General features: G+C 70.2%; 19 protein-coding genes and 1 pseudogene. 8 read left to right on the top strand and 12 right to left on the bottom strand.

Going from position 1 to position 24,611, the window contains the following annotated elements:
* Positions 1–393: pseudogene (locus RNB18_RS28840) on the top strand (zinc ribbon domain-containing protein); the annotation flags it as partial.
* 120 nt (positions 394–513) lie between these two features.
* Positions 514–1,395: an NAD(P)-dependent oxidoreductase gene (locus RNB18_RS28835; protein WP_311717020.1), complete on the top strand. Its 882-nt coding sequence runs from the start codon at positions 514–516 to the stop codon at positions 1,393–1,395.
* A 58-nt stretch (positions 1,396–1,453) separates the two neighbouring features.
* Here RNB18_RS28835 and RNB18_RS28830 read toward each other — a convergent pair whose 3' ends face one another.
* From RNB18_RS28830 to RNB18_RS28820, 3 genes are all read right to left on the bottom strand, one after another.
* Positions 1,454–2,272, bottom strand: a complete 819-nt coding sequence (locus tag RNB18_RS28830) for an SAM-dependent methyltransferase (protein WP_311717019.1) — start codon at positions 2,270–2,272, stop codon at positions 1,454–1,456.
* 76 nt (positions 2,273–2,348) lie between these two features.
* A complete protein-coding gene (locus tag RNB18_RS28825; RefSeq protein ID WP_007379642.1) occupies positions 2,349–2,600 on the bottom strand; it encodes a DUF397 domain-containing protein in 252 nt (83 codons plus the stop codon).
* Entirely contained in the window at positions 2,597–3,472 is an 876-nt protein-coding gene (locus RNB18_RS28820; protein ID WP_311717018.1) for a helix-turn-helix domain-containing protein, read from the bottom strand. The genes RNB18_RS28825 and RNB18_RS28820 overlap by 4 nt, the downstream gene beginning before the upstream one ends.
* Before the next feature lie 261 nt (positions 3,473–3,733).
* Here RNB18_RS28820 and RNB18_RS28815 point away from each other — a divergent pair, with 261 nt between their 5' ends.
* Positions 3,734–4,174: an ATP-binding protein gene (locus tag RNB18_RS28815; protein WP_311717017.1), complete on the top strand. Its 441-nt coding sequence runs from the start codon at positions 3,734–3,736 to the stop codon at positions 4,172–4,174.
* A gap of 95 nt (positions 4,175–4,269) precedes the next feature.
* Here the strand turns inward: RNB18_RS28815 and RNB18_RS28810 are convergent, their stop codons facing one another.
* Positions 4,270–5,577, bottom strand: a complete 1,308-nt coding sequence (locus RNB18_RS28810; RefSeq protein WP_311717016.1) for a PP2C family protein-serine/threonine phosphatase — start codon at positions 5,575–5,577, stop codon at positions 4,270–4,272.
* 163 nt (positions 5,578–5,740) lie between these two features.
* Here RNB18_RS28810 and RNB18_RS28805 point away from each other — a divergent pair, with 163 nt between their 5' ends.
* Positions 5,741–6,553: an SAM-dependent methyltransferase gene (locus RNB18_RS28805; RefSeq protein WP_311717015.1), complete on the top strand. Its 813-nt coding sequence runs from the start codon at positions 5,741–5,743 to the stop codon at positions 6,551–6,553.
* Positions 6,554–6,646: 93 nt separating this feature from the next.
* Positions 6,647–6,775 (top strand): hypothetical protein, encoded by a 129-nt coding sequence (locus RNB18_RS28800; RefSeq protein ID WP_311717014.1) that lies wholly within the window; start codon positions 6,647–6,649, stop codon positions 6,773–6,775.
* Between the two features lie 144 nt (positions 6,776–6,919).
* On the opposite strand, the gene RNB18_RS28795 is transcribed toward RNB18_RS28800, so the two are convergent.
* The 3 genes from RNB18_RS28795 to RNB18_RS28785 all read right to left on the bottom strand — a co-directional run bounded on the left by RNB18_RS28795 (position 6,920) and on the right by RNB18_RS28785 (position 15,279).
* Positions 6,920–8,185: an alginate lyase family protein gene (locus RNB18_RS28795; protein ID WP_311717013.1), complete on the bottom strand. Its 1,266-nt coding sequence runs from the start codon at positions 8,183–8,185 to the stop codon at positions 6,920–6,922.
* A complete protein-coding gene (locus RNB18_RS28790) occupies positions 8,182–9,834 on the bottom strand; it encodes a glycosyl hydrolase family 28-related protein (RefSeq protein WP_311717041.1) in 1,653 nt (550 codons plus the stop codon). The genes RNB18_RS28795 and RNB18_RS28790 overlap by 4 nt, the downstream gene beginning before the upstream one ends.
* A 243-nt stretch (positions 9,835–10,077) precedes the next feature.
* Positions 10,078–15,279: a family 43 glycosylhydrolase gene (locus tag RNB18_RS28785; protein WP_311717012.1), complete on the bottom strand. Its 5,202-nt coding sequence runs from the start codon at positions 15,277–15,279 to the stop codon at positions 10,078–10,080.
* Positions 15,280–15,499: 220 nt separating this feature from the next.
* On the opposite strand from RNB18_RS28785, the gene RNB18_RS28780 reads away from it, so the two are divergent.
* Positions 15,500–15,685, top strand: a complete 186-nt coding sequence (locus tag RNB18_RS28780) for a hypothetical protein (protein ID WP_311717045.1) — start codon at positions 15,500–15,502, stop codon at positions 15,683–15,685.
* Between the two features lie 6 nt (positions 15,686–15,691).
* Here RNB18_RS28780 and RNB18_RS28775 read toward each other — a convergent pair whose 3' ends face one another.
* The 4 genes from RNB18_RS28775 to RNB18_RS28760 form a co-directional block, all read right to left on the bottom strand.
* Positions 15,692–18,031: a glycosyl hydrolase family 95 catalytic domain-containing protein gene (locus tag RNB18_RS28775; protein ID WP_311717011.1), complete on the bottom strand. Its 2,340-nt coding sequence runs from the start codon at positions 18,029–18,031 to the stop codon at positions 15,692–15,694.
* A gap of 108 nt (positions 18,032–18,139) precedes the next feature.
* On the bottom strand, positions 18,140–19,045 hold the full coding sequence (locus tag RNB18_RS28770; protein ID WP_311717010.1) for a PfkB family carbohydrate kinase: 906 nt from the start codon (positions 19,043–19,045) through the stop codon (positions 18,140–18,142).
* 28 nt (positions 19,046–19,073) lie between these two features.
* A complete protein-coding gene (locus RNB18_RS28765) occupies positions 19,074–19,535 on the bottom strand; it encodes an iron chaperone (protein ID WP_057614052.1) in 462 nt (153 codons plus the stop codon).
* A 60-nt stretch (positions 19,536–19,595) separates the two neighbouring features.
* Entirely contained in the window at positions 19,596–20,051 is a 456-nt protein-coding gene (locus tag RNB18_RS28760) for a carboxymuconolactone decarboxylase family protein (RefSeq protein WP_311717008.1), read from the bottom strand.
* Between the two features lie 177 nt (positions 20,052–20,228).
* Between RNB18_RS28760 and RNB18_RS28755 the strand changes: the two genes are divergently transcribed.
* Complete coding sequence (locus tag RNB18_RS28755) at positions 20,229–22,703, top strand: tetratricopeptide repeat protein (protein ID WP_311717007.1); 2,475 nt, start codon at positions 20,229–20,231, stop codon at positions 22,701–22,703.
* Positions 22,704–22,824: 121 nt separating this feature from the next.
* Here RNB18_RS28755 and RNB18_RS28750 read toward each other — a convergent pair whose 3' ends face one another.
* Positions 22,825–23,481, bottom strand: a complete 657-nt coding sequence (locus tag RNB18_RS28750) for a TetR/AcrR family transcriptional regulator (RefSeq protein WP_394817682.1) — start codon at positions 23,479–23,481, stop codon at positions 22,825–22,827.
* 82 nt (positions 23,482–23,563) lie between these two features.
* Here RNB18_RS28750 and RNB18_RS28745 point away from each other — a divergent pair, with 82 nt between their 5' ends.
* Positions 23,564–24,583 (top strand): aldo/keto reductase, encoded by a 1,020-nt coding sequence (locus RNB18_RS28745; protein ID WP_311717005.1) that lies wholly within the window; start codon positions 23,564–23,566, stop codon positions 24,581–24,583.
* The last annotated feature ends 28 nt before the right edge of the window (positions 24,584–24,611 follow it).

Here is a 24,611-nt window from a genome sequence, read left to right as displayed (position 1 = left end):
CCGCGAGCGGGTACGGCTTCGCAAGCCCCAACGGGCCACCCATTCCAGCTGGTCTTTCCACCAGCTGGGGCAGTTCATCGCGTACAAGGCCCGCAGGGCGGGGGTGCCGGTGATGCACGTCGATCCGCGTACACCTCCCGCACCTGCGCTGAATGCGGCCACATCGACAAGGCGAACCGCGTCTCCCAGGCCTGGTTCGCGTGCCGGAGCTGCGGATTCGTTGATCACGCAGACCGCAACAGCTCCCGCAACATCCGCGCCAGAGCGTGGGAGTTGTGGAGATGCGGGGCCCAGTCAACGGCCCCTGCCCCGCCCCGGACACCTCGGGGTGGGACTGGACGCAAACGCACCATCACTGCCAGTGATGCCCGTTGTGCAAGCCCGGCGCTTTAGCGCTGGGTAGTTGACCGTTGTCATGCCCTACCCCTCCGACGTGCTCGCTCACCTCGGGGTAACCACCCACTCCGAAGTGCGTACTTGATCATCCACGGGCCTGTGACCAGCCTAACCGGTATGACACAGAACGCCGTTGAGAAGAACTCCCTCACGCTGCTGGGCCTCGGCGCGATGGGCACCGCCCTGGCTCGTACCTGGCTTGCAGCCGGTCACCCGCTCACCGTCTGGAACCGCACCCCGGCCCGCGCCGCATCGCTCGCCGCGGAGGGCGCCAAGGTCGCGGACAGCGCTGCCGCCGCGGTCACCGCGAACGCCCTGGTCGTCGTCTGCCTGCTGGACGACGCCTCGGTCGAGGGCGCGCTGGCCGGCACCGACCTGGCCGGCAGGGACCTGGTCAACCTGACCACCAGTACCCCTGCCCAGGCCCGCGCCCGCGCCGAGTGGGCCCGCGAGCGCGGTGCCCGTTACCTGGACGGCGGGATCATGGCCGTCCCGCCGATGATCGGTGTCCCGGAGTCCGGCGGCTACGTCTTCTACAGCGGCTCGCGGGAGCTGTTCGAGCGGCACCGGGAGACGCTGGTCGTCCCGGCCGGAACCGTCTACGTCGGCCGCGACGCGGGCTTCGCGGCGCTGTACGACATGGCCCTGCTCAGCGCCATGTACGGGATGTTCGCCGGGGCCGCCCACGCCTTCGCCCTGATCCGCAAGGAGGACATCGACCCCGCGTCGCTCGCCCCGCTGCTCGCCGACTGGCTCGCCGCGATGGCCCCGGCCGTGCACCGGACCGCCGACCAGCTGCGCAGCGGCGACTACACCCAAGGTGTCGTCTCCAACCTCGCCATGCAGGTGGCCGGCACACCGGCCTTCCTGAGCACCGCCGAACAGCAGGGTGTCAGCACCGAACTGCTCAGCCCGTACTTCGAGTTGATGCGCCGCCGTCTGGCCGAGGGCAGCGGGGAGGAAGACCTGACGGGAGTCATCGACCTGCTGGTCCGCTGACGGCCGTGGACCGTCCGGGCCGCCGTGCGGGCACTCGCTCCCGCACGGCCGGCGCCGGTCACGGCTTGATGCCCACCCCGGCCCACGCGCTGACCTCGGCGTCCGTGAGCTCCGGGCCGGAGCCCTGAGGGTCGTCCGGGCGCCACCGGTGGGTCAGGGAGACACCGGGCTCGAGCAGGTCGAGGCCCTTGAAGAAGCGGGCGACCTCCTGCTGGCTGCGGACCTGGGCCCGGGTGCCGGCGGCGGCGTAGATGCCGACGAGCTTCTCCCACAGCTCCGGGGCGAAGTCGCCCGTGCAGTGGCTCACGGCCAGGGCGCTGCCCGAGGGCAGGGCGTCCAGGAGGCGGGAGACGATGCCGTACGGGTCCCAGTCGTCCGGGACGAAGTGCAGGATGGCGTTGAGGGACAGGGCCACGGGCCGGTTCAGGTCCAGGGTCCTGGCCAGCTCGGGGGAGCCGAGGATCGCCTCGGGGTTCGTGAAGTCGCCCTGGACGTAAGCCGTCCGTCCCTCGGGCGTGTTGCGCATCAGGCGCTCGGCGTACTTGAGGACCAGGGGGTCGTTGTCGGCGTAGACCACGCGAGCCTCGGGAGCCACGGACTGCGCGACCTGGTGCAGGTTCGGCTCCGTGGGGATGCCGGTGCCGATGTCCAGCCACTGGCGCACGCCGTACTCCCGCGCGAGGACGCGGGTGGCGCGGTGCATGAAGGAGCGGATCTCGCGGGCGCACGTGAAGATGCCGGGGTACGTGGCCGCGACGGTCTCGGCCGCCTTCGTGTCGACGTCGAAGTGGTCCTTGCCGCCGAGGTAGTAGTCGTACATCCGGGCGGAGTGGGGCCGACTGGTGTCGATCTCCCGCGCGGCGTGGGAGTTGGTCATCCTGTCCCTTTCAGGTGGTGTGCGTGGGGGTGTCGGGCAGGTCGCTGCCGGGGCAGGTCCGGCTCGGGTCGTGGGTTCAGCCGGCCGTGAGATGGTCGGCGAGGCCCCGCTTGACGCCCGCGACGAACGCGGCGATCTCCTGCGGGGTGTAGATCAGCGCGGGTCCGGCCGGATCGGTCGACTGCCGCAGCGCCACCCGGCCGTCGGCCAGCAGCTTCGTCTGTACGCACTGGCCGCCGTTGGGTCCGCTCCACGGGGACTCCCAGCCCTGCTCGCCCAGGTCGGTGGCCGGCATCCCGTTGTAGACGTGACAGTCGGTGCTGGTCATGAGTACTCCTTGCGCATGCGGTTCAGCAGCGCCTTGCTGTCCGTGTCCGAGGTCAGCAGGGACATGCGGTTGTGCGCCTCCAGATGCGCCGACACGTCCGCCCGCTGGTCCAGGTACATCGCGCCGGAGAGGACCTCGGTGTACACGATGTCCGGCAGCTCCGGCTCCTCGAAGCGGAAGTAGGTGAACGGGGCGCACGCGCCCACGTGGGCACCGGCGGTGAACGGTACGACGTCGACGCTGACGTGCTCCAACTCAGAGACCTCCAGGAGCCGTTCGATCTGCTCCCGCATGACCTCGGGGCCGCCGACCACCCGGTGCAGTACGGCCTCTTCCATCACCACCCACAGTGTGGGCGCGTCGGGTCTCTCCAGCAGGCTCTGGCGGCGCAGCCGCAGGTCCACGCGCCGCCCGAGGTCCTCGTCGGCCTCGTTGGGGAACCCGCCGCGCAGGACGCCGCGCGCGTACGCGTGGGTCTGGAGCAGCCCCGTGACGTAGTGGGGTTCGTAGGTGCGCAGGGTCCTGGCCCCGGCCTCCAGACTGACGTAGGCGCTGAACCAGTTCGGCAGGACGTTCCGGTACGTGTGCCACCAGCCGGGCTCGTTGGCCTGCTCGGCCAGGACGACGAACTCGTCGATCTCCTGCTGGTCGGCCCCGTAGGTCTCCAGCAGCTTCTCCACGTAGAGCGGCTTGAGGGCGACCTCGGCCTTTTCCAGGCGGCGGATGGTCAGGGACGTCACCCTCAGGGCCCTGGCCGCGTCCTCCAGCGAGGCCCCCGCGCCCTGGCGCCGCTCCTGCAGACGGCGGCCCAGGATCATGCGCAGCACGGTGGGAGCACTGGTGCCACCGGCGCTCGTACGGCCTTCGCTCACGTCCTGACCTCCTGAGGGGCTGTCACCGGCTCGAGTCTGACAGCGACTTGGTGACGCCACCAGACGGATATCGGCTTTCTGAAATTATCAGGGAGCTGGTTGCAGGTTGAACTTGGGTGCGAGCATAGTGACTTGTGTGAACCGTGCCGCCGAACGCGAGCACGGTTCCGCCAACCGTCCCCACCCTGCGGCGCGTTGGCATCCCCCGCCCCCGATGCTTCTCGCCCGGCCGCGCCGCCGCCCCCACGGAAGGCCAACACCGTGTCCCCCCACACGACCTCGTCCCCGCAGCTGTTAGACGCCGTGGACCAGGAACGAACCCACTGGATCGAACTTCCCGCCCACCGCTCCAGCGTCGGTGTCGCCCGGCGCTCCGTCGGCACCCGGCTCAAGGCCTGGAGCCTGCCGGGCGAGCTGTGTTCGGACGCGGTGCTGCTCCTGTCCGAACTGGCCACCAACGCCGTGTGCCACACCCTCAGCGTGCGCATCCTGTGCGGCATCGGGCTGGTCGCCGACGGGGTCCTCCGGCTGGAGGTGCACGACCACGACCACTCGGGCCCCACGCTGCGCCGGTGCCGGGCGGGTCTCGACGACGAGGGAGGGCGCGGACTGTTCCTGGTGGAGCAGCTCGCGGACACCTGGGGGGTGGACCGCTCCAGACTCACCGGCGGCAACGCGGTATGGGCGAACCTGTCGGCCTGAACCAGGGCCGGTCCGGCGGATCAGGCCGGCTGAAAGAAACAGTGCGGACCGGCCGAGCAGAGCCCGCGACGCCGGGATGATCCGCCGGACAGGCCTTAGCCCTGGGTGGGTGTGAGTTCGGCCAGGAGCAGGGTGCGGTCGTCCGCGCCGGCCGGATCGGAGGGGGCGTTGAGCAGCCGTCGGCACAGGGAGGGGAGCGGGTCGTGGTCGAGGGCGGCCGCGTCGACCGCCCGGGCGAGGCGGGCGATCTCGTGGTCTATGTCGGCGTCCCGCGACTCGACCAGACCGTCGCTGTAGAGCACGAGCAGCGCGGGCTCGTCGATGCTCAGCACGGTCGGCTCGTAGGCGCCCGCACCGAGGCCGAGTGGCAGGCCCGCGCCGACCAGCGTGACCGGAGCGGTCCGGCCGTCCGGCCCGCGCAGCAGCGGCGGAGGGTGACCGGCGCCCACGAGGGTGCAGGTGCCGTGCCGGGCGTCCCACTCGGCGTAGATGCAGGTCGCGAAGGACGCGCCCGGGGTGTCGCTGGCGAGCGCGTCGAGCCGTCGTATGAGATCGACGGCGGGGATGTCGAGACCGGCCAGCGTGCGTACGGCGGTGCGCAGCTGGATCATCGCCACGGCCGACTCCGGGCCGTGCCCCATGGCGTCCCCGACGATCAGACTGACCCGGTCGTCCGGCCGTCTCAGCACGTCGAACCAGTCACCGCCGATGATCGAACCCTGCCCGGCGGGCAGGGAGCCGTGGGCGATGCGGCAGCCCTCGACCTCCTGGATCGTGCCCGGGAGCAGGCTGCCCCGGATGGCCAGGGCGGTGCGGCGCTCGTACTCGTAGCGGCGCGCGTTGTCCAGGGCGACCGAGGCCCGCGCGGCCAGTGACTCGACGGCCGCGATCTCCGCGGTCAGGAACGGCCCGCGGTCCGGTCCGCGGGAGCAGGCGACGAAGCCGATCGCCCCGCCCCGCAGCCGCAGCGGCACCACGAGGAAGGAGCGCGTCTTGAGGAGTTCGCCGATGCGCGCGTCCTCACCGACGGAGGCGGCGAGCCGCTCGGCGGTGTGGTCGTCGACCGAGTCGAGCAACTGCGCGTGTCCGTCGACCAGGGCGCGGGCGTACGGCGTCTCGCGGGGAAAAACGAGCACCTCGCCCACCGGCAGGGTGCGCTCCCAGGACTCGGCCGCGTCCGTGCCCACGCGCAGGGCCAGTCTGCGGGCCTCGATCTGAGCGGGGTCCGCGCCAGCGTACGTGGTCTCCTCGCGCCGCCACCGCTCCAGCAGATAGAGGGACGCCGCGTCACAGAAGCCGGGCGTCAGCGCGTGCACGACATGGCTGCCGGTCAGCCCCAGGTCGAGTTCCGAGCCGATGACGTCGGCCGCGGGGGAGAAGGCCGACCGACGGGGCGGGGGCACCGCGGCGGGGGTGTCGTCGGAGCGGCTGTGCGGTTCGTTCCGCAGGGTCGTGGTGCCTTTCCGGGTGGGGGTCCGGGCGCCCGGCGGGGGACAACTGATCGCCAGGCGTCGAGGGCAACTATATGATGGATCGTCAAGTACCTTGCTGGGAAAGGACGTTCTGGTGACCGACACGGATGCTCTGCCGCCAGGGACCGATCCGGACAAGGCGAGCGTAGCCCGGATGTACGACGCGATGCTGGGTGGGGAGCACAACTTCGCCATCGACCGGGAGGCGGTGGCGGCCGTCACGGCCATCGACCCCCAGGCGCGCACGCTGGCCCGCGCCAACCGCGCCTTCCTCGGGCGGGCGGTGCGCTTCCTGGCCGACTCCGGTGTCCGGCAGTTCATCGACCTCGGCTCGGGGATTCCGACGCAGGGCAACGTCCACGAGGTGGCGCAGGCGGCGAGTCCGCAGGCCCGCGTGGTCTACGTCGACAAGGACCCGGTGGCCGTCGCCCACAGCACCACCCTGCTCGCCGACAACCCGTACGCCGACATCGTCGACGCCGACATCCGGCGGCCGGCCGACGTCCTGGCCTCGCCGCAGGTGCGCGAGCTGATCGACTTCGATCAGCCGGTCGCCGTGCTCATGGTCGCGATCCTGCACTTCGTCGCGCCCGAGGAAAACCCGGCCGGAATCGTCGCCGCCTTCCGGGACGCCCTGCCCGAGGGCAGCTGGCTGGCCCTGTCCCACGCCACCAACCAGGACCGCCCCGACACGGCCGCCGCGGTGACCCAGCTGTACCGATCCCGGGCCACCTCCCCGGTCACGGTCCGCTCCCACCAGGAGATCCAGGACCTCTTCACCGGCTTCGAGCTGACCGAACCGGGCCTGGTCCACGTACCCCTGTGGCGTCCGGACGAGAGCGAGGACATCCCGGAGAACCCGTCGGAGTACTGGGTGTACGCGGGGGTCGGCCGCAAGAGCGGGTGACCTCCCGCCGTACTGGGCCGGTCACGGCGACCGGTGTCGCGGTGACCGGCGCTTCCTCGGTGACTGGGGCGGCGGTTTCCGGCCCTGCCCCCTGTGTCATGGGGCCGGGCCTGGCGGCTGACCGGCGACGACACCTGGCGGACGGGAGTCGTCCAGACGGCCGACCCCCTCATCCAGCGCTACAACCCGCTCGTGCGCTTCATCCGCGCCTGGGCACCCTGACCGATCCGGCGGCGCACCGATCGGCCCGGACATGGTGCTTCACCCCCACCGCCCGCGGACTCGCCCACTTCGAGGTGCGGGCGCTCGGCCCGGACCACGTCCCGTGTGGGACTACCGGGCGCCGCAGCAGCCTGACGTGGGCCCTCACCCCGCGATGGAGTCCAGCTGTTCCGCCGCCGGACGCAGAGCCCACAGGTCGCCGCCCGGCGGCGCCTCCAGCGACGGGACAGCCCTGCGCGCCCGTGTGTAGCCCGCGTCGGCGGCCGCGTGCACGACGTCGGTCGCCGCGTACCTGAGAAACTCAAGCTCCGGATGGGGCCACGCGGCGGCTGCGGTCGCGGCGGGCAGCAGATAGTCGACCGCCTTGAACAGGCTCTGCCCGTCCGGGCCTCGGTACGCCCACAGATCGACCCCGACATGCCGGCCTATGGCCGCCAGCCGGGTGTAGGCGACCAGGTCGAAGGTCGAGTAGTGCCAGCTCCGGGTGCGGGTCAGCTCCTGGGGCTGGCTGCCGTCGGCCGCGATCTGCGGCGCGATGCGCTTGCCGCGGGCGTCCAGGACCGTACGGCGGGCCAGGGCCTTGTCGCCGGTCGCGTGGGCGAGACCGGCGAGCAGCATGTCGTAGAAAGTGCCGTGGTTGTTGGCGGCGGCCGCCTCCTGCTTGCCGAAGTCACTGTCCTTGAGCCAGCCGAGGAAGTCGGTGTTCCACTCCCTCATTTCGGTGCGGTCCTTTCTGCTCCAGCCCGGAGCACCGGTGTCCAGCAGGGCGAGCGCGTCGAGGACGCTGGTGTACGACTGGGAGAAGTCGATGATGCCGATGGCCCGTCCGTCGTACTTGCAGGGGATGAACTGCGCGTGGTCCAGATGGGGGTTCATCCTCGTGGCCGGGTCGAGGAACCAGGTGCGCAGCACCTGCCCGGCCTTGCGTGCGTACCGCTTCTCGCCGGTGTAGTACCAGGCGAGGGAGAGGTCGTACGCCGAGTCGAAGACCTTCTCGACGTCCTGACGGTCGGTGCCGGAGTCGACCTCGGGATTGCGCTCGCCGTCACGCTGGACGTACGGGCAGCCCCATGGGTTGTCGGCGGTGGGGGTCTGGGAGGGCCACCAGTACGGGGCCTGGCTGAGGTAGTCGTGGACGTCGCCGCCGGGAGCCGGCCTGGGCTTGTCGACGACGGTCCAGGGGCCCTGGTCCAGCCACTTGTCGGTGCGGACCGTCAACGCCCGCACCGCGCTCCGGAGTTGCGGATCGCCATGATCGAGCCGGGCTTTCGTCTGCTGCAGACGGGTGCCGTCCAGGACCGTGGTGTGCGGCGGGGGCGCGGCCTGTGCCGCGACCGGTGCGCAGAGCCCTGTGGTGAGCGCGGCCAGGGCCGTCGGAAGGACGATCCACCAGCGGGACCGCCCGCTCATCGGCCCACACCGTTCATCCGGCGCTGGGCCTCGTACAGGTTCCGTGGCCGCACCGCCTCCGAACTGCCGTACAGCTCAAGGCGCGTGTGCAGATCGCCCGTGAAGTCGGGGACGTCGATCTGGTCGAACTCCCTGACCTCGTCGATGCCGACGGTCGCGGAGTGCGGCGCCAGACCGTCGATCTTCACCAGCCCCGCGCGGCCGTTGGTGACGCGGATGTTCCAGTGCGTGAACCGGGCGCCGAAGAGGGGTCCCGCGCTCGCGTCACCTCCGTGGCGACCGTTGTTGTTCAGGGTGATGTCGGTGCGGACATTGGCGAAGGGCAGGCCGCGATGGCTGTCGAAGGTGCCCATCCGCATGTCGCCGCGCGACCAGACGTTGTACGACGACAGTCCCTCGACGTTGATGCCGTGCAGCTGGGTGCCGGTGGGCGCGGGGCTGGTGCGCTCCTCGATCGTGAAGTCCTCGACGAGGTTGTCGTGCGACCCCTCGCGGCAGAAGTAGGGGTGATGGGAGCCGCGGCCGGCCACGCGCGTCCGGCGCAGAGTACAGGCGGAGGCGGCCACCAGACCGAAGCCGTTGTCGACATGACGGACCGTCACGTCGTCCACCCAGCAGTCGTACGCGCACTGCAGCACGACGCCGTTGTGCCCCTTGTCCAGCAGGTGCGGCTGCTGCGGGGTCTCGGGCGCCTCCAGGGTCAGGCACTCGACGCCCGATCCGCTCAACTCCGGCACGTGTGTGGACAGTTGTGGGGACCACTCGGGGCGCAGGTCGAGCGGGAGCGGGCGTTCGAGGGTGACCTTCCGGCCGTGGACGCGGGCGATGCGGACGGGCCACTCGTAGGGCACGTACGACGTCAGCTTGGTCTTGTCGTCCCAGACGTAGTCCTCGGGGCCGGGCCCGCCGCCGCACATGTGCTCCAGCAGGGTGTGGTCCGCGTCGTCCGCGAGCCGGAGGAGGACCAGGGCACCGGGCCGCAGCGAGCGGGTGTCGGCGGCTGTCACCGTCCAGGAGCCCTGTCGTGCCGGGGCGAGCTCGGTGAGCGTCCGCCACTCGTCGCGCCGGTTGCCGGTCCAGCCCTCGAAGGGCCACGCCTTGGCCCTGATCGCGGCGACGAGCGAATCCCAACGGGCCCCGGGCGCCAGCCAGATCAGCCCGCCCGCCCATGACCAGGACGACTTGTCCCCTCCGTAGCGGGAGCCGTAGGTCCCGATCAGCTCGGTGAGGTTCTTCGTCGCGTACAACGTCGTACGACCGCTGCCGGCGCCCTTGAGCACCACGTTCGAGCGGTCCACGCGGATCACGTCGTCGATGCGGAACGTGCCCGGCGGGATGGTGACCATGCCACCGCCGGCCCTTCCGGCAGCGGCGATGGCACGGTTGATCGCGGGCGCGGAGTCGGTCGTCCCGTCCGCCACGGCGCCGAAGTCGCGTACGTCGGCGACTACTCGGTGGCGCGGAAAGCGTGTCGCCCCGCCGTGGCACCCGGCGCGGCCGACGTACGGGATCTGCGGATGAGTGAGAGGAGTGCGGCTGAACTCCCGCCACAGCGCCGGGACTTCGGCCGCTTGTGCGGGCGGCGCGGTGACGGCTCCGGCTGCCACGGCGACCGCGCTTCCCAGCAGCGTTCGCCTGGTCATGCCCATGACATTTCGAGGACCCGTGGGGCTCGTGTGCGCATTGCTCATGTCCGTTCGCCCTTCCCATGCGCTTTTCATGGATGTGAACGACGTTCATAACTGCGTTGGGCGGTGAGCATGCCACGAGGTTCTTCCGCGCGAAAGAGGTTGCGCAGCGGTTAATGGGCCATGTCCGTGAACAGATGCCAACGCCGAGCCCCGCCGACGTGGTGTCTGTCGGCGGGGCTCGGCGAGGAGGCGGTACTGGGTTTACCGGCGGTTCCAGCCGACGGCGATGACGCCGGTGATCTTCGATCCGGTGACGTTGTCGTAGACGACCTCACCGCCGGACTTCTTGAAGATCCTGAGGTGGAAGGTGTCCGGGGCGTCGGTGGCGGTGATCCGGAAGCCGTATCCGCTCTTACCCTCGACCGTGCCCGACCCCTGGTAGACGGCCCGGGAGCCGGTGACCACGAGCCAGTCGGAGCCGGTCGAACGGAACTTCAGCCGGGCCGGGCCGAAGTCGAAGGAGGCCTCGCCGACGGGTGCCGAGGCTCCCGGCAGGTAGGCCGCGGCGAAGGAGAAGGCGGCCTTGCCCGTCAGGTCCGGCTTGGCGGGGTAGGCGCCGGCCGGGGAGCCGAGGACTCCGGTGCCGAGCGCCGGACCGGCGGAGCGGTCGTAGACGATCAGCTCGGGAAGCGTCCTGCTGTCCGAGGCGCCGTCGTCGTCGGTGACGGTGATCACCGGACGGCGGATTCCTGCCTGGGTGTAAGGGTGTTCGGCGCGGCAGCCGGACGCGGTGACCGTGCCGGACTGCGGCGCGCTCCCGTCCTTCCAGTCGACCACGCACGTGTGGGTGTCACTCGTGCCCGGGTCGGTGAACTCGGCCGTGACGACTGTGCGCTTGCCGACCGGCACGGGGGACTGCGGACCTGTGGCGGAGACGACGGCAGGCGCCGCGTTGGCCACCTCGACCGTCGCCGTGTCCTTGCTGCGCCCGCCCGTGAGGGTGACCGTGTAGGTGCCGTTGTCGGTGCAGGTGAGCGTCGTCGCGGCCGAGCCGGGGTCGGCGAAGGAGCAGGGAGCCCCCTCCTCAAGGGTCCACTTCGGGCTGCCCGCACCGGAGATCGTGCCGTGCAGCGCGATCGCGTCGCCCTCCGTCCCGCCGACGTCCTCGCCGGTGTGCACGATGCTCACCGGGTCGATGCTCGTCAGCGTGGGCACGACCTTCTTGATCAGGCCGTCGGAGTCGAACTCCAGCTTGTCGACGGTCGTTTCGCGGTGCATCCCGTCACCCCCGGGGATGGCGAACCGGTGATAGGCGATGTACCAGTCGTCGGTGCCCGGCACCTGGACCACCGAATGGTGACCGGGGCCCTTGATGCCGAGCGAGAGGTCCTTCTCCAGGATCACGCCCCGCTTCGTCCAGGGGCCGGTGGGGGAGGGGCCGGTGGCGTAGGCGACACGGTAGTTCTCGTCGCGGGTGTCGTTCTCCGACCATGTGAGGTAGTAGGTGCCCTTGCGCTTGATGACGAAGGAGCCCTCGTTGTAGCCGCTGGGCGTGATGTCCTTCATCTTCGTGAGGTCGACGGACGTCATGTCGTCGTTCAGCGGCGCCACGTAGGCGTGCCCGTTGCCCCAGTAGAGGTACGACTGACCGTCGTCGTCGGTGAACACGGCCGGGTCGATCATCTGGCCGCTGAACTGGCCCGCCTTGAGCAGCGGTCGGCCCAGTGCGTCCTTGAAGGGACCGGTCGGCGAGTCGGACACCGCGACACCGATGTTGGCGTCGGCGCAGAAGTAGAAGTAGTACTTCCCGTCCTTCTCGGCGATCGTCGGCGCCCAGGCCCTGCTGTCCGCCCACGAGATGTCCGGACCGAGGTCCAGGATGACGCCGTGGTCCTTCCAGTGGACCAGGTCGGTGGAGGAGTACGCCTTGAACTGCGTGCCGCTCCAGCCCTCGAAGCCGTCGGTCGTCGGATAGATGTAGAAGGTGTCGCCGAACCGCACGATGTTGGGGTCGGCGTTGAGCCCCGGCAGAACCGGGCTCCTCATGATGAGCGCCGACACCGTCCAGGTGCGCTTCTGGCCGTCGGACCCGGTGACTTCGTACGTCACCGGCTTGCTGAAGTCCTGCACGCTGCCGGAGGCGGGGCTGATCGCCGCTCCGTGGGCGAGGGTGAACTCCGGTGCCAGCGCGGTGAGATCGGTGCCCTCCCGCATCGGCAGCGTGACCTTGCCGTCCGCGTTGTCGACGATGGCGTCGACCTTCAGCGCCGGGTGCGTGGCCTTGGCGATGCCCGCGGTGTTGCCGCTGAGCTCCATGACCTCCGCGGCCGAAAGGGCCCGGTCGTAGATGCGGAAGTCGTCGACCTCGCCGCCGAAGTACGGGTCGGCCGCGTACAGGGACTTGCCGATGTAGCCGCTGTAGTCCTTGTTCGCGTCGTACAGCTCGGACGGCTTGATGGTGGTCGTCGTGCGGGCCGCCTCGACGCCGTCGACGTAGAGGACCATCGTGCCGCTCGCCCCGTCGAGGGTGACCGTGACGTGCTGCCACTCGCCGGGCTTGAGCTGCGAGCCGGCCGTCAGCTTCGACTCCGCCGACCAACTCGCCTTGGTGATCGCCGAGTAGAGGCTGTTGCCGCCGTTGGAGGGGGTGGCGAAGAGGTACCTGTCGCTGTCCGGACCGAGCCCGAACAGCCACTGGAAGCTGTTGCCCCCCTTCCACTTGGCGTACGTCGACACGGTCACGCTGTCGGCGTTCTTCAGCACACCGCTCGGGATCTTGACGTACGGCGAACCCGTCGCGTCTCCCGACATCTTGAAGGAGCCGCCCCGCACGCCCGTGCCGAAGCCGGGGGTACCGACATAGGTGCCGTGGTAGCCGTGCCCGCTGGAGTCGACCGTGATGTTGCCGCCGGTCTCGTCGAAGCCGTAGTGCAGAAGAAGGTCGGCCGGGACGTCGGGTCCCTCCTCGGACACGGTCACCTCGGCCTGGACGGGGATCGCGGCGCCGTCGGGCAGGCTGCCGGTGACCGTGAAGGTGCCGGCCTGCGCGTACTTCGACGCCGGGACGTCCTCCCAGGTGACGGCGACGGGCCGGTCGACGCCGTCCGCGTACTTCGCGATCACGGTGGCCGGCAGGACCGGCGCCTGGCCGGTCCGTGTCTTCACCTTCACGGCCTCGACGCTCTGGACGAGTTGGTCGGGCTGGTAGGCACGCAGCAGCCGGTCGTACTCCGCCTGCGTGACGGGCAGGACGGTGCCGTGGCGCGGCTTGGCCGGAAGGTCGTAGTCGGCGACCGGGGTCCAGTCGCCGGAGTCGAGATCGGTCGTCTCGAAGGGGATGTAGCCGCGCCCGCCGAACTCGTCGAGGAACGCGTACCACTTCTCCTCGGTGTTCGACTTGAACACCAAGGGCCCCTCGGCGGCGTTCATCGCGCCCTTTCCGATGCCCTCCGCGACCGCGGTCCAGGACGGGTTCAGGATCGAGTCGCTCTTCTCCTCGAAGATGAACTTGCTGTTGGGCGTGGAGGAGCTGTTGTTCCGCTCGTCCTTCGACAGACGGTAGTAGGTGCCGTTGTTCTGGATCATCGTGGAGTCGATGACCGAGTAGCCGCGGTCGATCCAGACCTTGGGCTCGCTGAACGTGTAGAAGTCGCGGGTGGTCGCGTACATCATGCGGTTGTACGCGTCGCCGGAGTGCGCTTCGTTGTCGTACAGCTTCGACGCCCAGAAGACCACGTACTCGCCGAGCTTCGCGTCGTAGAACGCCTCCGGCGCCCAGGTGTTGCCCGCGCTGTCCGGAGAGATCCTGATCAGCCGCTGGTTCGTCCAGTGGACCAGGTCGGTGGACTCCCAGATCATGATGGACTTGCTGCCGGAGCGCTGGGCGGCGTCCCAGTCACCGTTGCCGTAGATCCTGAGGTCGGTGGCGATCTGGTAGAACTTGTCGCCCTCGGGGGAGCGGATGATGAACGGGTCGCGCAGGCCCTTCTCGCCGAGCGTGGAGGTCAGGACCGGCTTGCCGTCGTTCAACTCCCGCCATTTCAAAGGGTTGTTGCCCTTACTCAGGGCGGAGTAGAGCTGCTCGCCGTCCGAGGTGCCCTCTCCCGTGAAGTAGCTGAACATGTAGCCCTTGAGGGCTTCGTTCGCGGGGAGTTCGGGAACCTTCGCGGTGAAGGTGCGGGTCGCCTTCGCCTCGCCCTTGGTGACGGTGGCGGTCAGCGCGACCGTGGTGGAGCCGTCGCCGTGCGCGGGGCGGTGGACCACGCCGTCGTCCTCGATGACCTTCTCGTCGGCAGAGGACCAGGAGACGGTGGTGCCGTAGTCGCCCGCTGCCGGGAGGGTCAGGTTTCCGCGTACGTCGTCGAGGTTGTGCACGGTGAGCGACTGGGCGGCCCGCTCGGTGGCCGTGGCGTCGTCGAAATCGGGCAGGACCGTGACGTCGAAGCTCTTGGTGTCGGTCGCGGTGCCCTTCTTCAGGGTCGCCGTGAGCGTGGCGCGGCCGTCCGGTTCACCGGCGGCGGGGCGGGTCACCTTGCCGGAGCCGCTCACCACATCCGTGTTGTCGGTGGCCCAGGTGATGGTGGACCCGCCGGCCGTGCCGGTCTTCGGCAGGTCCAGGTCGGCCGTGACGGCGCTGGTGTCGCCGAGGCTCAGCGCGGCCTTGTCGTCGGAGACACCCTGGACGGCGACGGGGAGCGAGAGCTGCTCGACCTCGGAGGCCGCGAGGGCCCGGTCGTACACCCGGAAGTCACGGATCCGGCCCTTGAAGAGCTTGTCGCCGGAGTAGACCGACTTGCCGATGTAGTTGGCGGTGGTGGTTCCCGAACCGATGGCGCCCGGCGTGATGGTGACCGCCGTGTTGCGGCCGACCTCGACACCGTCCTCGTACAGGACACCGGTCTTGCCGCTCTGGGTGTAGGTGAGCTGCTTCCACACCGCGCGGGTGAGGTTGTGCGAGTCGGAGGGCTTCGTGGTCTGCTCCGTCGACCAGTTCCCGGTCGCGATCGAGGTGCGCAGGGAGTTGCCGGTGGCGAACAGGTACCCGTTGCCGTTGCCGCCACTGGAGTTGCCGAAGCCGTAGACGAAGTACGGCGTGGTCTGTGCGGAGTCGATCAGCACGTCCGTGGAGACGGTGATCGAGTCCATGCCTTTCATGACGTCGTCCGGCACCTTGATGGAGGTGTCGGAGCCGTTGAAGGCGAGCCCCTGCGCGGGGTCCGACCAGTCGGCGGTTCCGTTCACCGTGCCGTCGCGGCCGTTGCCGGAAACGTCGGCGACGGTACTGCCCGAGGCGCCGTCCAGCTTGTACCAGAGGGCCAGTCCGTCGGTGACATCCGCGGTGTCCGCCGCCTGGGCGGGGACCATGGGTGCGGCGAGGCCCAGGAGCAGTGACGCGGCGGTCAGACCGGCGAGGTGGCCTGCCCGGCGTCTCGCGCGGGTGCGCGGACGTGCGAAGTACGTCATGTGGGGTTCCCTGCTGAGGCGTGGCGGGGCCTCGGCGGGGGCACCCTGCCGTTTCGGCTGTGTGACGTCGTGTTGCGAGAGTGTCAATCGCGTCCTACGGGGACGTCAAGAGGTTTCGAACGATGTCCGACTGGTCGAACGTTACGTTTTCCCCACATGTACCCGGGAGTTGGGGGCATCCGGGTTGTACCCAGCGTGACTACCTCAGACAATCGAAGGGATGGGCACCATGCTCGCCATCATCTCCGCGGTCCTGTTCTTCATCTCCTTTCTGATCAACGCTGCGGACATCTCGACCAACGACACCTTCAGCTCGACGAACATCATGCTGCTCGGTCTCATGGTGCTCGCCCTGCACGTGGCCGGTATCGGAAGCGGCTGGTCCGTGGGCAGCCGCCGACGGTGAGAACCGTCAGATGCGGGGCAGCCCCCAGCGGGGCGCGTCCTCGTTCGGACGCACGGGCGCGACCGTCAGGTCGGGACGGTCGCCCTTGGCGGTGATGAGCGCCGACTCGCCCTTGCGCAGGGTGATTTGGACGGCACCGTCGCCGACGTCGACGTGATGGAGGGGGCGTCCCCGTCCGTCGCGTATGTCGACGGCACCCGCGATCCCGTGCCGTACGACGCAGGGTGCACCCGCCTCGCTCACCAGCCGCACCCAGCGCGTGGCGCCGTTCTCACGCCGCGCGCCGAGCAGGAAGGCGCCCTGCGTACGGAAGTCGTGCACGACCAGGTCCGCCCAGGCGGCGGGCAGCGCGGGAAACACCCTGATGACACCGCCCCACGACTGGCACACCATGTCGTGCAGTGACTGTGCCGCCGACAGCGGTGTCTCGATGACCGGCCCGGACTCCTGGTACATGGTGTTGGGCTGGATGAATCGGGTCATCAGCTCGCCGAGGTACTCCAGCGCGTCCTCGCCCTTGCCGAGCAGCGCCGACATGGAGGCGGCGCCGGTGAAGGTGTAGCCCTGGAGGGCTCCTTCGAAGCCCACCCAGTGCGCCAACGACCGCTCGATCAGGGCGCGTTCGTCGGGCGTACGGCCGGTGACCTCGTACAGCGGATAGACCGCGAGCAGGTGGGAGTAGTGGCGGTGCGACTTCGCGAAGGGGATGTCCGCGCCGATCATGAAGCCGTTGGCGTCCGTCGGATACGGCACCCTTTTCGCCAGCACCTCACGCCAGCGGGGCGCCAACGGGTCGTCGATACCGAGGAGTTCGGCGGAGTCCAGAAGGGTTCGGCAGCCCCAGGTCAGGAGCATCAGGTCGTAGTTGCAGTCACGCGAGTCGCCGCCGTACTCCGGGGAGAAGGTGGCGGGCAGGTGCAGCTTGCCGTCCGGGCCGGGCTCGAGGAAATGCAGGTAGTAGTTGATCGCCTTGCGCAGCAGGGGGAACAGGACGTCCTGGAGGATCGACCTGTCCATCGTGTGCCGGTAGCTGAGCCAGACGTTGTGCAACGCCCAGGTCAGATTGCCGACTTCGGGGGTGGGAGGGTCCTGGCCGGGGACGCCGACGCCGTAGCCCATGAGAGTGCTGGCCGCGCCGTTGACCAGCTGGGGATCGGTGGTGCGCGGGATGCCCAGCGAGTCGGCGCGGTACGGCGTCGGTGTCTCCTGGGCGAGGTTGTCCCGGAACTCGCTCAACGCCCGGGTGATGGCGTCCAGTTCGAGATGGTTGGAGCCGTGGATGAGCCAGTACTCCAGTTGGGCGTTCAGGTTCCACCAGGTGTTGGGCCAGGGCGTGGGCTCCAGCCAGGGACCGCTCGTCGCCATCACGGGGGCGTCACGGCGGGCGGCGGAGGCGGCCTTGTAGAGCTGGATCCAGTAGAAGCGCTGGATACGGGCGTCGGGGAGGGACAGGAAACTCTTGCGGTAGTAGGCGTGCCACCACGCGCGGTGGTCCACCGCCAGGGCGGAGTAGGGGAGTTGTGCCGTCCGGCGGACCGCTGTGAGGGCCCGGCCCAGAGCCGTGGTCCCGGGGTACGAGTGCGCGACGTGTGCGTACAGCGTCCGGGTCCGGCCCCTGGTCCGCTCCCGCCACGCGGTGACGTGCTGCCCGCCCGCCAGCAGCGGCTGCACGGCGGCGGTGATCCCGTCGTGGTCGGCGACCTGGGCGGGCGGATTGCCCTGGTAGCCGTCCGGCAGCGGCTTGAAGGCGGCCCGCGGACTGATCGCGTCCGCCGGATGGAACACCCACCGGAAACCGCGCTCGCCCTCGCTCGCGGTCACCTCCACGGCCAGGACCGAGCGGTCGTTGTGGATCAGGGCGCGCACGGCCAAGGTGCCCTTGTCGGTGGTGAGCGTGCCGGTCAACTCGGCGTCCTGCAGCGACAGCCGCCAGTCGAGCCCGGTGATCGCGCCCACCGGCTCCAGTGTGAAGTACCCGATCGGCAGCCGGGCGAGCCCGAAGAGTGAACCGAACTCGGGGCGGTGGTCCTGCACTTCGGAGTGCTGGATGTTGAAGCGCACCGCCGTCGAGGCGGCTCCCGGTTCGGCGTAGATCCCGGAACCGAGGAGGCCGTTCCCGAGGAACGGGCCTTCGTACCAGGCGGTCGGCATCCGCTGCCAGACGAGGTCGGCGTCGTCGAGAACGGTGCGCCAGGGGTCGCCGCCGGCCGGCGGTGCGGTCTCGGTGCGGTCGGCCGCTGTCGCCTGCGTGAGAGGCAGACCCGACGCCAGGAGTGTGCCGCCGAGGGCGGACCCGGTGGCGAGCACGGCGCGTCTGGACGGATCGGGCGCGGAGGAGCTGGACACGGTGCCTCCAAGCGGGCTCAGCAAGGGTGAATCATCGGAGCTATCCCGCGTTGCAACATAGAGATGGGGTTGCTGTGCGTCAATGGAACGGGATAGATCCGATGTTCCTCATTGCCCATGCATCCAGGCCCGGGTGCCGAACGAGGCACACGCCCGTGCGGCCACCGCCGCCGCGGCGCGCAGGGCTTCGCCGAAGCCGTACGGGGTCAAGTCCCCCTGAGCGGCGAGGTGATGGGTGAGCGCCCCGTGGAGGACGTCACCGGCGCCCAGTGTGTCCGCGACCCGGACCGCAGGTACGTCCACGGTGCCACCCCCTTCGGGGCTCACCCACTCGATGGGCCGCGCTCCTCGACTCACCGCTGACCAGACAACCCCGTGTTCCCTCAGGAACCGCAGGACGTCCGCCGGGGTGTGCGTGCCGGGAGGCCGGAAGTCGTCCGAGCAGACGGCCACGTCGATCGACGCCAGCAGCTCCTCCGTACCGGCCTTCCAACTTCCCCCGTCCAGAACGGTCCTCCGGCCGGCGGCACGCGCGGCGTGGGCGATCGTCGTCGCCAGCTCCATGTGGTGGCCGTCGAACTCGACGATGTCGCAGGCAGCCACCAGCGCGTCGAGATCGGCGGGCGGCGTGAGCCGGGAGCCGGTCGCGTTGGTCGACGCCACGGCGCGGTCCCCGCTCGACTCGGTGACCAGAATGGACGACACGGCGGGCGGGTCGGCCGAATCGGCGGCCAGGTCCGACACGCTCACCCCCAGCTTCCGCAGATCCGCCGCTGCCGCGGCTCCCAGCGGATGGGAACCGATCCCGGTGAGCAGCCTGGCCCCGCCACCCAGATGGCTGAAGGTCACGGCCGCGTTCGCGGCCGGACCGCCCGCGGCCACCACCTGCTCACGAGCCGTCAGTTTCTCGTTGGAGCCCGGCACGTGGTCCACAAGCTGAATGACGTCCACCGTACACAGGCCGACGAACAGCCCTTGAGACCGTCGGCTGTTCGTCGGCTCCACCTTGTGCACCTCTTCCTGCTCGCAGCCCCGGGGCGCCTCAGCCCGCCGCCCTCTTCACGAGTTCCCCGATCCGCGCCTCGTCGGCCGCGGTCAGCTTCGTGAGCGCGAAGGCGGTCGGCCACATCGTGCCCTCGTCGAGGTTCGCCTTGTCGTTGAAGCCGAAGGTCGCGTACCGCGCGTTGAACTTCTGCGCGCTCTGGAAGAAACAGACGACCTTGCCGTCCTTGGCGTACGCGGGCATCCCGTACCAGAGCTTCGGCGCCAGGCCGGGCGCGCTCGCCTTGACCACGGCGTGGATCCGTTCGGCCATGGCCCGGTCCGCGTCCTCCATCTCGGCGATCTTCGCGACCACGGCGGCCTCGTCCTCCGCCGCCTTGTCGGCACGCGAGCCGCGGCGCGCCGACGCCTTCACCTCCTGGGCGCGCTCTTTCATCGCGGCGCGCTCTTCATCGGTGAACGTCTCGGTCTTCCTGGTCGTCTTCCTCGTACTGGCCGCCATGACGGTTCCTCCTGGTCTACGGATGGTCGGGGACATCTTCACGCCGGACTGCCCCGCCGTTCACCCCCACGCGCCGGCGATCTGCCGGGTCGTGGCGTTGAGCCGGTTGAACAGGTTCGTCACGCCGATCATCAGGACGATCGCGGCGAGCTGCTTCTCGTCGAAGTAGGTGGCGGCCGTGTCCCAGATCTCGTCGCTCACCGCGTCGGGACGGTCGGCGAGACGCGTCGCCGCCTCGGCCAGCGCGAGCGCCGCCCGCTCCTCCTCGGTGAAGTAGGGGGCCTCCCGCCATGCGGCGACCGTGGCCAGCCGCTCGTCGCTCACTCCTGCCTTACGGGCCGTCTTGGCGCCGCCGTCGACACAGGCGCTGCAGCCGTTGATCTGGCTGACCCGCAGATGCACCAGCTCCAGCGTCTGCCCGTCCACCCCACCGGAGTGCACGGCCTTGAAGAGCTGCTGGATGGGCTGCATCGCGCCGGACAGGACGACGGCGGGGTTCTGCATACGGGACTGCATCAGGAATCTCTCCTCTGTCGGGCTGTGCCCCGTCCGTCGGGGCGTGATTCCATCTCAGCCGAGAGGGCTTGTCAGGACGACGGCCGTGGGACATCGTGGGACAGCTGAAACGGCCTTGACCAGGCACGATCCGGCCTGGAAGAGTTCGGCCGGGGCGGGACAGGGGGGCGGGGAGCAGTGGTTGAGCACGACAGGACGGTGGGCGGAGACCCGCAGGAGGAGCTGGCTGCCCGGCTGCGGCTGCTCCAGGAGCTGTCGAAGCGGGGCGTACGGGCCCTCGCACGGGACGCTGGTCTCAGCTCGTCGTCGCTGTCCCGCTACCTCAGCGGCCAGACGGTTCCGCCGTGGCCCGCCGTGATCGCCCTGTGCCGCCTCGTCCAGCGCGACCCCCGCCCACTGCGCCCGCTGTGGGAGCGGGCCTCCAACCCCCTGCCGGCACCGCCGAAGACCAGCCGCCAGGTTCACCCGCCGTCGCCGCCCGCCGGTGCCCCGCGCCCGCCCCGTAACGACCTCCCGCGCGACGTGCCCGACTTCACCGGCCGCGAGGCCCAGCTCACGGCCGTGCTCGACGGGCTGGGCGGCAGCCGTGTGATCGCCGTCGACGGCATGGCGGGCGTCGGCAAGACGTGCCTGGCCGTGCACGCCGCGCACCGGCTCACCGCCGACTACCCGGACGCCCAGCTCTACCTGGACCTGCACGGCTTCACCGAGGGCCGCAAGCCGCTCGACCCCGACCGTGCCCTGCGCACCCTGCTCGCCGCCCTCGACGTGCCCTCCGAGAAGGTCCCGCAGGAAGGCGGTGTCGAGGAGCTGGCCGCCTGCTGGCGATCCGAACTGGCCCACCGGCGGGCTGTCGTGGTTCTCGACAACGCCGCCGACGCCGAACAGGTCCGCCCGCTGCTGCCCGGCGCCGGCCCCTCCGTCGCCCTCATCACCAGCCGCAACCGGCTGCTCGGCCTGGACGAGGTCCCTCCGGTATCGCTGGACGTGCTGACCGAACAGGAGAGCGCCGAGCTGCTGGTCCGCGCCAGCGGCGAGGCCGACGGCCGCGAGGGGCGCCTGGCCCGTGACCCCGAGGCCACGGCCGAGGTCCTGCGCCTGTGCGGCCGTCTGCCGTTGGCCCTGAGGCTGGCCGCGGCCCGGCTGCGGCACCGGCCGGGCTGGACCGTCGGCATCCTCGTCGAGCGAATGGCGGAGGGAGCCAGCGAGTTCGACACCGCGTTCGCCATGTCCGTACGGCAGTTGGACCGCGCCAAGGCCCGGCTGTTCCGTCTGCTGGGCCTGCTGCCGGGGTCGTCGTTCGACGAGCACGTGGCAGCCGCCCTGGCCGACGTGCCGCTGCGCAGCGCCCGCGAGATGCTGGAGGACCTGCTGGACGCGCACCTCGTCCAGCAGCCCGCGGCCGGCCGCTACCGCCTGCACGACCTGGTCCACCAGCACGCCCGCCACTCCACCATGGAGCAGGACTCCCCGGCGGACCGGGACCGGGCGCTGACCCGGGTGCTCGACTACTACGTGCACGCGGCGGCAGCGGCGGATGCCGCGATGCCGTTCCTGTCCCTGAGCCGCGAGGCCACCGTGGACCGCCCACCGGCCGAACCGCCCCAGTTCAACGACAAGATCGCGGCCCTCATCTGGTTCGGCACCGAGTACCTCAACCTGCTGGCCGCCTTCGAGGCGGCGGAGGACGCCGGGGCCGACCGGCACCTGTGCGAACTACCGCGCTTCATGCGGGCGTACTTCGCCCGGCGCTGCGGCACCACGATGCTCAACGGCCTCTTCGAACGGTCCCTGGCCGCCGCGCAACGCCTCGGTGACCCCCTGCAACTGGCCGAGGCACACAGCGACTTGGGATTCGCCCGCTACAACGCGGGCCGCATGGCGGAGGCGAGTGCCGCGTACGAGGCGGCGGCACCGCTGGCGTCGAAGGCTGGGGACATCCGCGCGGAGGCCGAACTGACCATGCGGCGCGGCTACTTGGCGTGGGACGAGGGATACGTCGAGGAGCCGCTGGCCTTGTTCCGGTTGGCGGGGAAGCTGTACGCGGACGCCGACAGCCCGATGGGCACGGCCCACGCGACCGCGTACGAGGCCTGGGCGCTGCTGCAACTGGGACACCGCGAGGAAGCGGCGCAGTTGGCCCGAACGGCGCTGGAGACCTCACCCGCCGACGGAGCATGGCCGCCCACCCTGACGGCCCTGATCACGCTGGGCGTGGCCATCGCCCATGAGGACCCCGACGAGGCCGTCGGCCACCTCCACCAGGCGCTCGCGCTGGCCCGCGAGGACGGCCACAAGCACAACGAGGCCTGGTGCCTGAACTGTCTCGGTGTCGCGCTGCGTCGGATGGGCCGTTACGACGAAGCCCTGACCCGTCACGGGCAGGCGTTCGCGCTGCTGGAGGAACTGTTCGAGGACCACTGGAAGATCCACTTCCTCAGCGCCTACGGCGAGACCTGCCGCCTGGCAGGCCTGTCCGACCAGGCCCTGGCGCTGCACCACCAGGCTCTGGAACTGGCCCCGAAGCTGGGCCACCGCCACGCCGAGGCCCTGGCCCACGAGGGCATCGCGGCGATCCTCGACGAGACGGACCCGACCGCGGCGGCGGAACACCGGGCGGCGGGGCGGGCGGTACTGCCGGACCCGCACTGATGCGTTCCGGAACGCCAGGATGATGTGGGCTGACGGGCGGAAGTGAAGAACGGGGTGCCGCAGGCAGGCCACCACCACGTCTCTCAAGGCGGAGGCGTGCTCACCGCCCCGCCGGGGAGCGTCAGCCCGGCAGACGCAGACCCGCAATGAGGATCCCGACCAGCCGCCGCGCGTCGTAGTCGGGATCGCTGTCCGCACCGATGCAGAGGTTGCCGACCCCGCGCATCAACTCGTACGCCCCGATGCCGGAGCGGATCTCACCGGCTGCGGCCGCGGCGTCGAGCAACTGGGTGCACACGGGCACGAGGCGGTCCAGGAAGTAGGCGTGCAGCGTCTCGAAGCCGGAGTTGTCGGACTGCAGGACGCCCGCGAGCCCGTGCTTGGTGACCAGGAAGTCGACGAAGAGGCTGATCCACTGCTCCAGCGCGGCATGCGCCGTCGCGCTGCTCGCCAGCAGGGCGGGGCCGGCCTCGGCGCAGGCGTCGACCTGGTGCCGGTAGACGGCGATGATCAGGTCGGACCGGGTGGGGAAGTGCCGGTAGATCGTGCCCAGTCCGACACCGGCCTCGGCGGCGATGTCACGCACCGGTGCCTCCACGCCCTTGGTGACGAACACCGTGGCGGCCGCGTCGAGCAGGGTCTCCTTGTTGCGCCGGGCGTCTTTCCGGCGTGGGGCCGCGCGCTCCGAGTCGTCGTTCACCGTGCCGCTTCCTCCGTCTCCTTGCAAAAACGGAACTGTGTTCCGTATCGTTTCCGGAACGAGGTTCCGTTTGCCCATGATGGCAGAGCGGAGCCCCGGCGACCAAGTCATGCCCTGCCATCCCATGGCGCACGGCTTCACCCGTCACGGAGGACCATTCATGCAGTACCGCACATTGGGCCGCACCGGTGTCCAGGTCAGCGCCCTCGCGCTCGGCGCGATGAACTTCGGCTCGATCGGTCACACCACCCAGGACGAGGCCACCGCGATCGTCGACGCCGCTCTCGAGGCCGGCATCAACGTCATCGACACCGCCGACATGTACGGCGACGGCGAGTCGGAGGAGATGGTCGGCAAGGCCGTCGCCGGCCGCCGCGACGACATCGTGCTGGCCACCAAGGCCGGCATGCCGATCGGCAACGAGCGCAACCACCAGGGCAGTTCACGCCGCTGGCTGGTCACCGAACTGGACGCCAGCCTGCGCCGCCTCGGCGTCGACCATGTCGACCTGTACCAGATCCACCGCTGGGACCCGACCACCGGCGACGAGGAGACGCTGTCGGCCCTCACCGACCTGCAACGCGCCGGAAAGATCCGCTACTTCGGCTCCTCCACCTTCCCCGCCCACCGCATCGTGCAGGCCCAGTGGGCCGCCCATGAGCACCGCCTGAGCCGTTACGTCACCGAACAGCCCAGCTACTCCATCCTCCAGCGCGGCATAGAGACCCACGTCCTGCCCGTCACCCAGGAGTACGGCCTCGGCGTACTGGTGTGGAGCCCGCTGGCCTCGGGCTGGCTGTCGGGCGCGATCCGCGCGGGCCGGGACATCACCACCCACCGCTCGGCGTTCCTGCCCGCGCTATTCGACACCACGATCCCCGCCAACCGGACCAGGCTCGACGCCGTCGAGCGGCTGGCCGCGGTCGCCGAGGAGGCCGGTCTCACGCTCATCCAGCTCGCCCTCGGCTTCGTGACCGCGCACCCCGGCGTGACCAGTGCCCTCATCGGCCCCCGTACGGTCGACCACCTGCGCGCCCAACTCGCCGCCGCGGACACCGTCCTGACCGACGACGTGCTCGACGCGATCGACGAGATCGTCGCCCCCGGCACCGACCTGGCCCCGGACGAGAAGTACGACACCCCGCCCGCGCTCCTCGACCCGTCACTGCGTCGCCGCTGACCACCGGGGGAGACCCCAGGACGAAAGG

Source organism: Streptomyces doebereineriae (assembly GCF_031845645.1).
In the GTDB taxonomy this organism is placed as follows: domain Bacteria; phylum Actinomycetota; class Actinomycetes; order Streptomycetales; family Streptomycetaceae; genus Streptomyces; species Streptomyces canus.
Note: the sequence above shows the minus strand (reverse complement) of the source record. Positions and strands in the feature narration are given on the sequence as shown.

Bases quoted from the DNA above. Each gene is read 5' to 3' on its own strand.
- RNB18_RS28835 (WP_311717020.1), top strand. From the start codon at position 514: ATGACACAGAACGCCGTTGAGAAGAACTCCCTCACGCTGCTGGGCCTC.
- RNB18_RS28830 (WP_311717019.1), bottom strand. From the start codon at position 2,272: ATGACCAACTCCCACGCCGCGCGGGAGATCGACACCAGTCGGCCCCAC.
- RNB18_RS28825 (WP_007379642.1), bottom strand. From the start codon at position 2,600: ATGACCAGCACCGACTGTCACGTCTACAACGGGATGCCGGCCACCGAC.
- RNB18_RS28795 (WP_311717013.1), bottom strand. From the start codon at position 8,185: ATGAGCGGGCGGTCCCGCTGGTGGATCGTCCTTCCGACGGCCCTGGCC.
- RNB18_RS28790 (WP_311717041.1), bottom strand. From the start codon at position 9,834: ATGGGCATGACCAGGCGAACGCTGCTGGGAAGCGCGGTCGCCGTGGCA.
- RNB18_RS28785 (WP_311717012.1), bottom strand. From the start codon at position 15,279: ATGACGTACTTCGCACGTCCGCGCACCCGCGCGAGACGCCGGGCAGGC.
- RNB18_RS28780 (WP_311717045.1), top strand. From the start codon at position 15,500: ATGGGCACCATGCTCGCCATCATCTCCGCGGTCCTGTTCTTCATCTCC.
- RNB18_RS28765 (WP_057614052.1), bottom strand. From the start codon at position 19,535: ATGGCGGCCAGTACGAGGAAGACGACCAGGAAGACCGAGACGTTCACC.
- RNB18_RS28760 (WP_311717008.1), bottom strand. From the start codon at position 20,051: ATGCAGTCCCGTATGCAGAACCCCGCCGTCGTCCTGTCCGGCGCGATG.
- RNB18_RS28750 (WP_394817682.1), bottom strand. From the start codon at position 23,481: ATGGGCAAACGGAACCTCGTTCCGGAAACGATACGGAACACAGTTCCG.
- RNB18_RS28745 (WP_311717005.1), top strand. From the start codon at position 23,564: ATGCAGTACCGCACATTGGGCCGCACCGGTGTCCAGGTCAGCGCCCTC.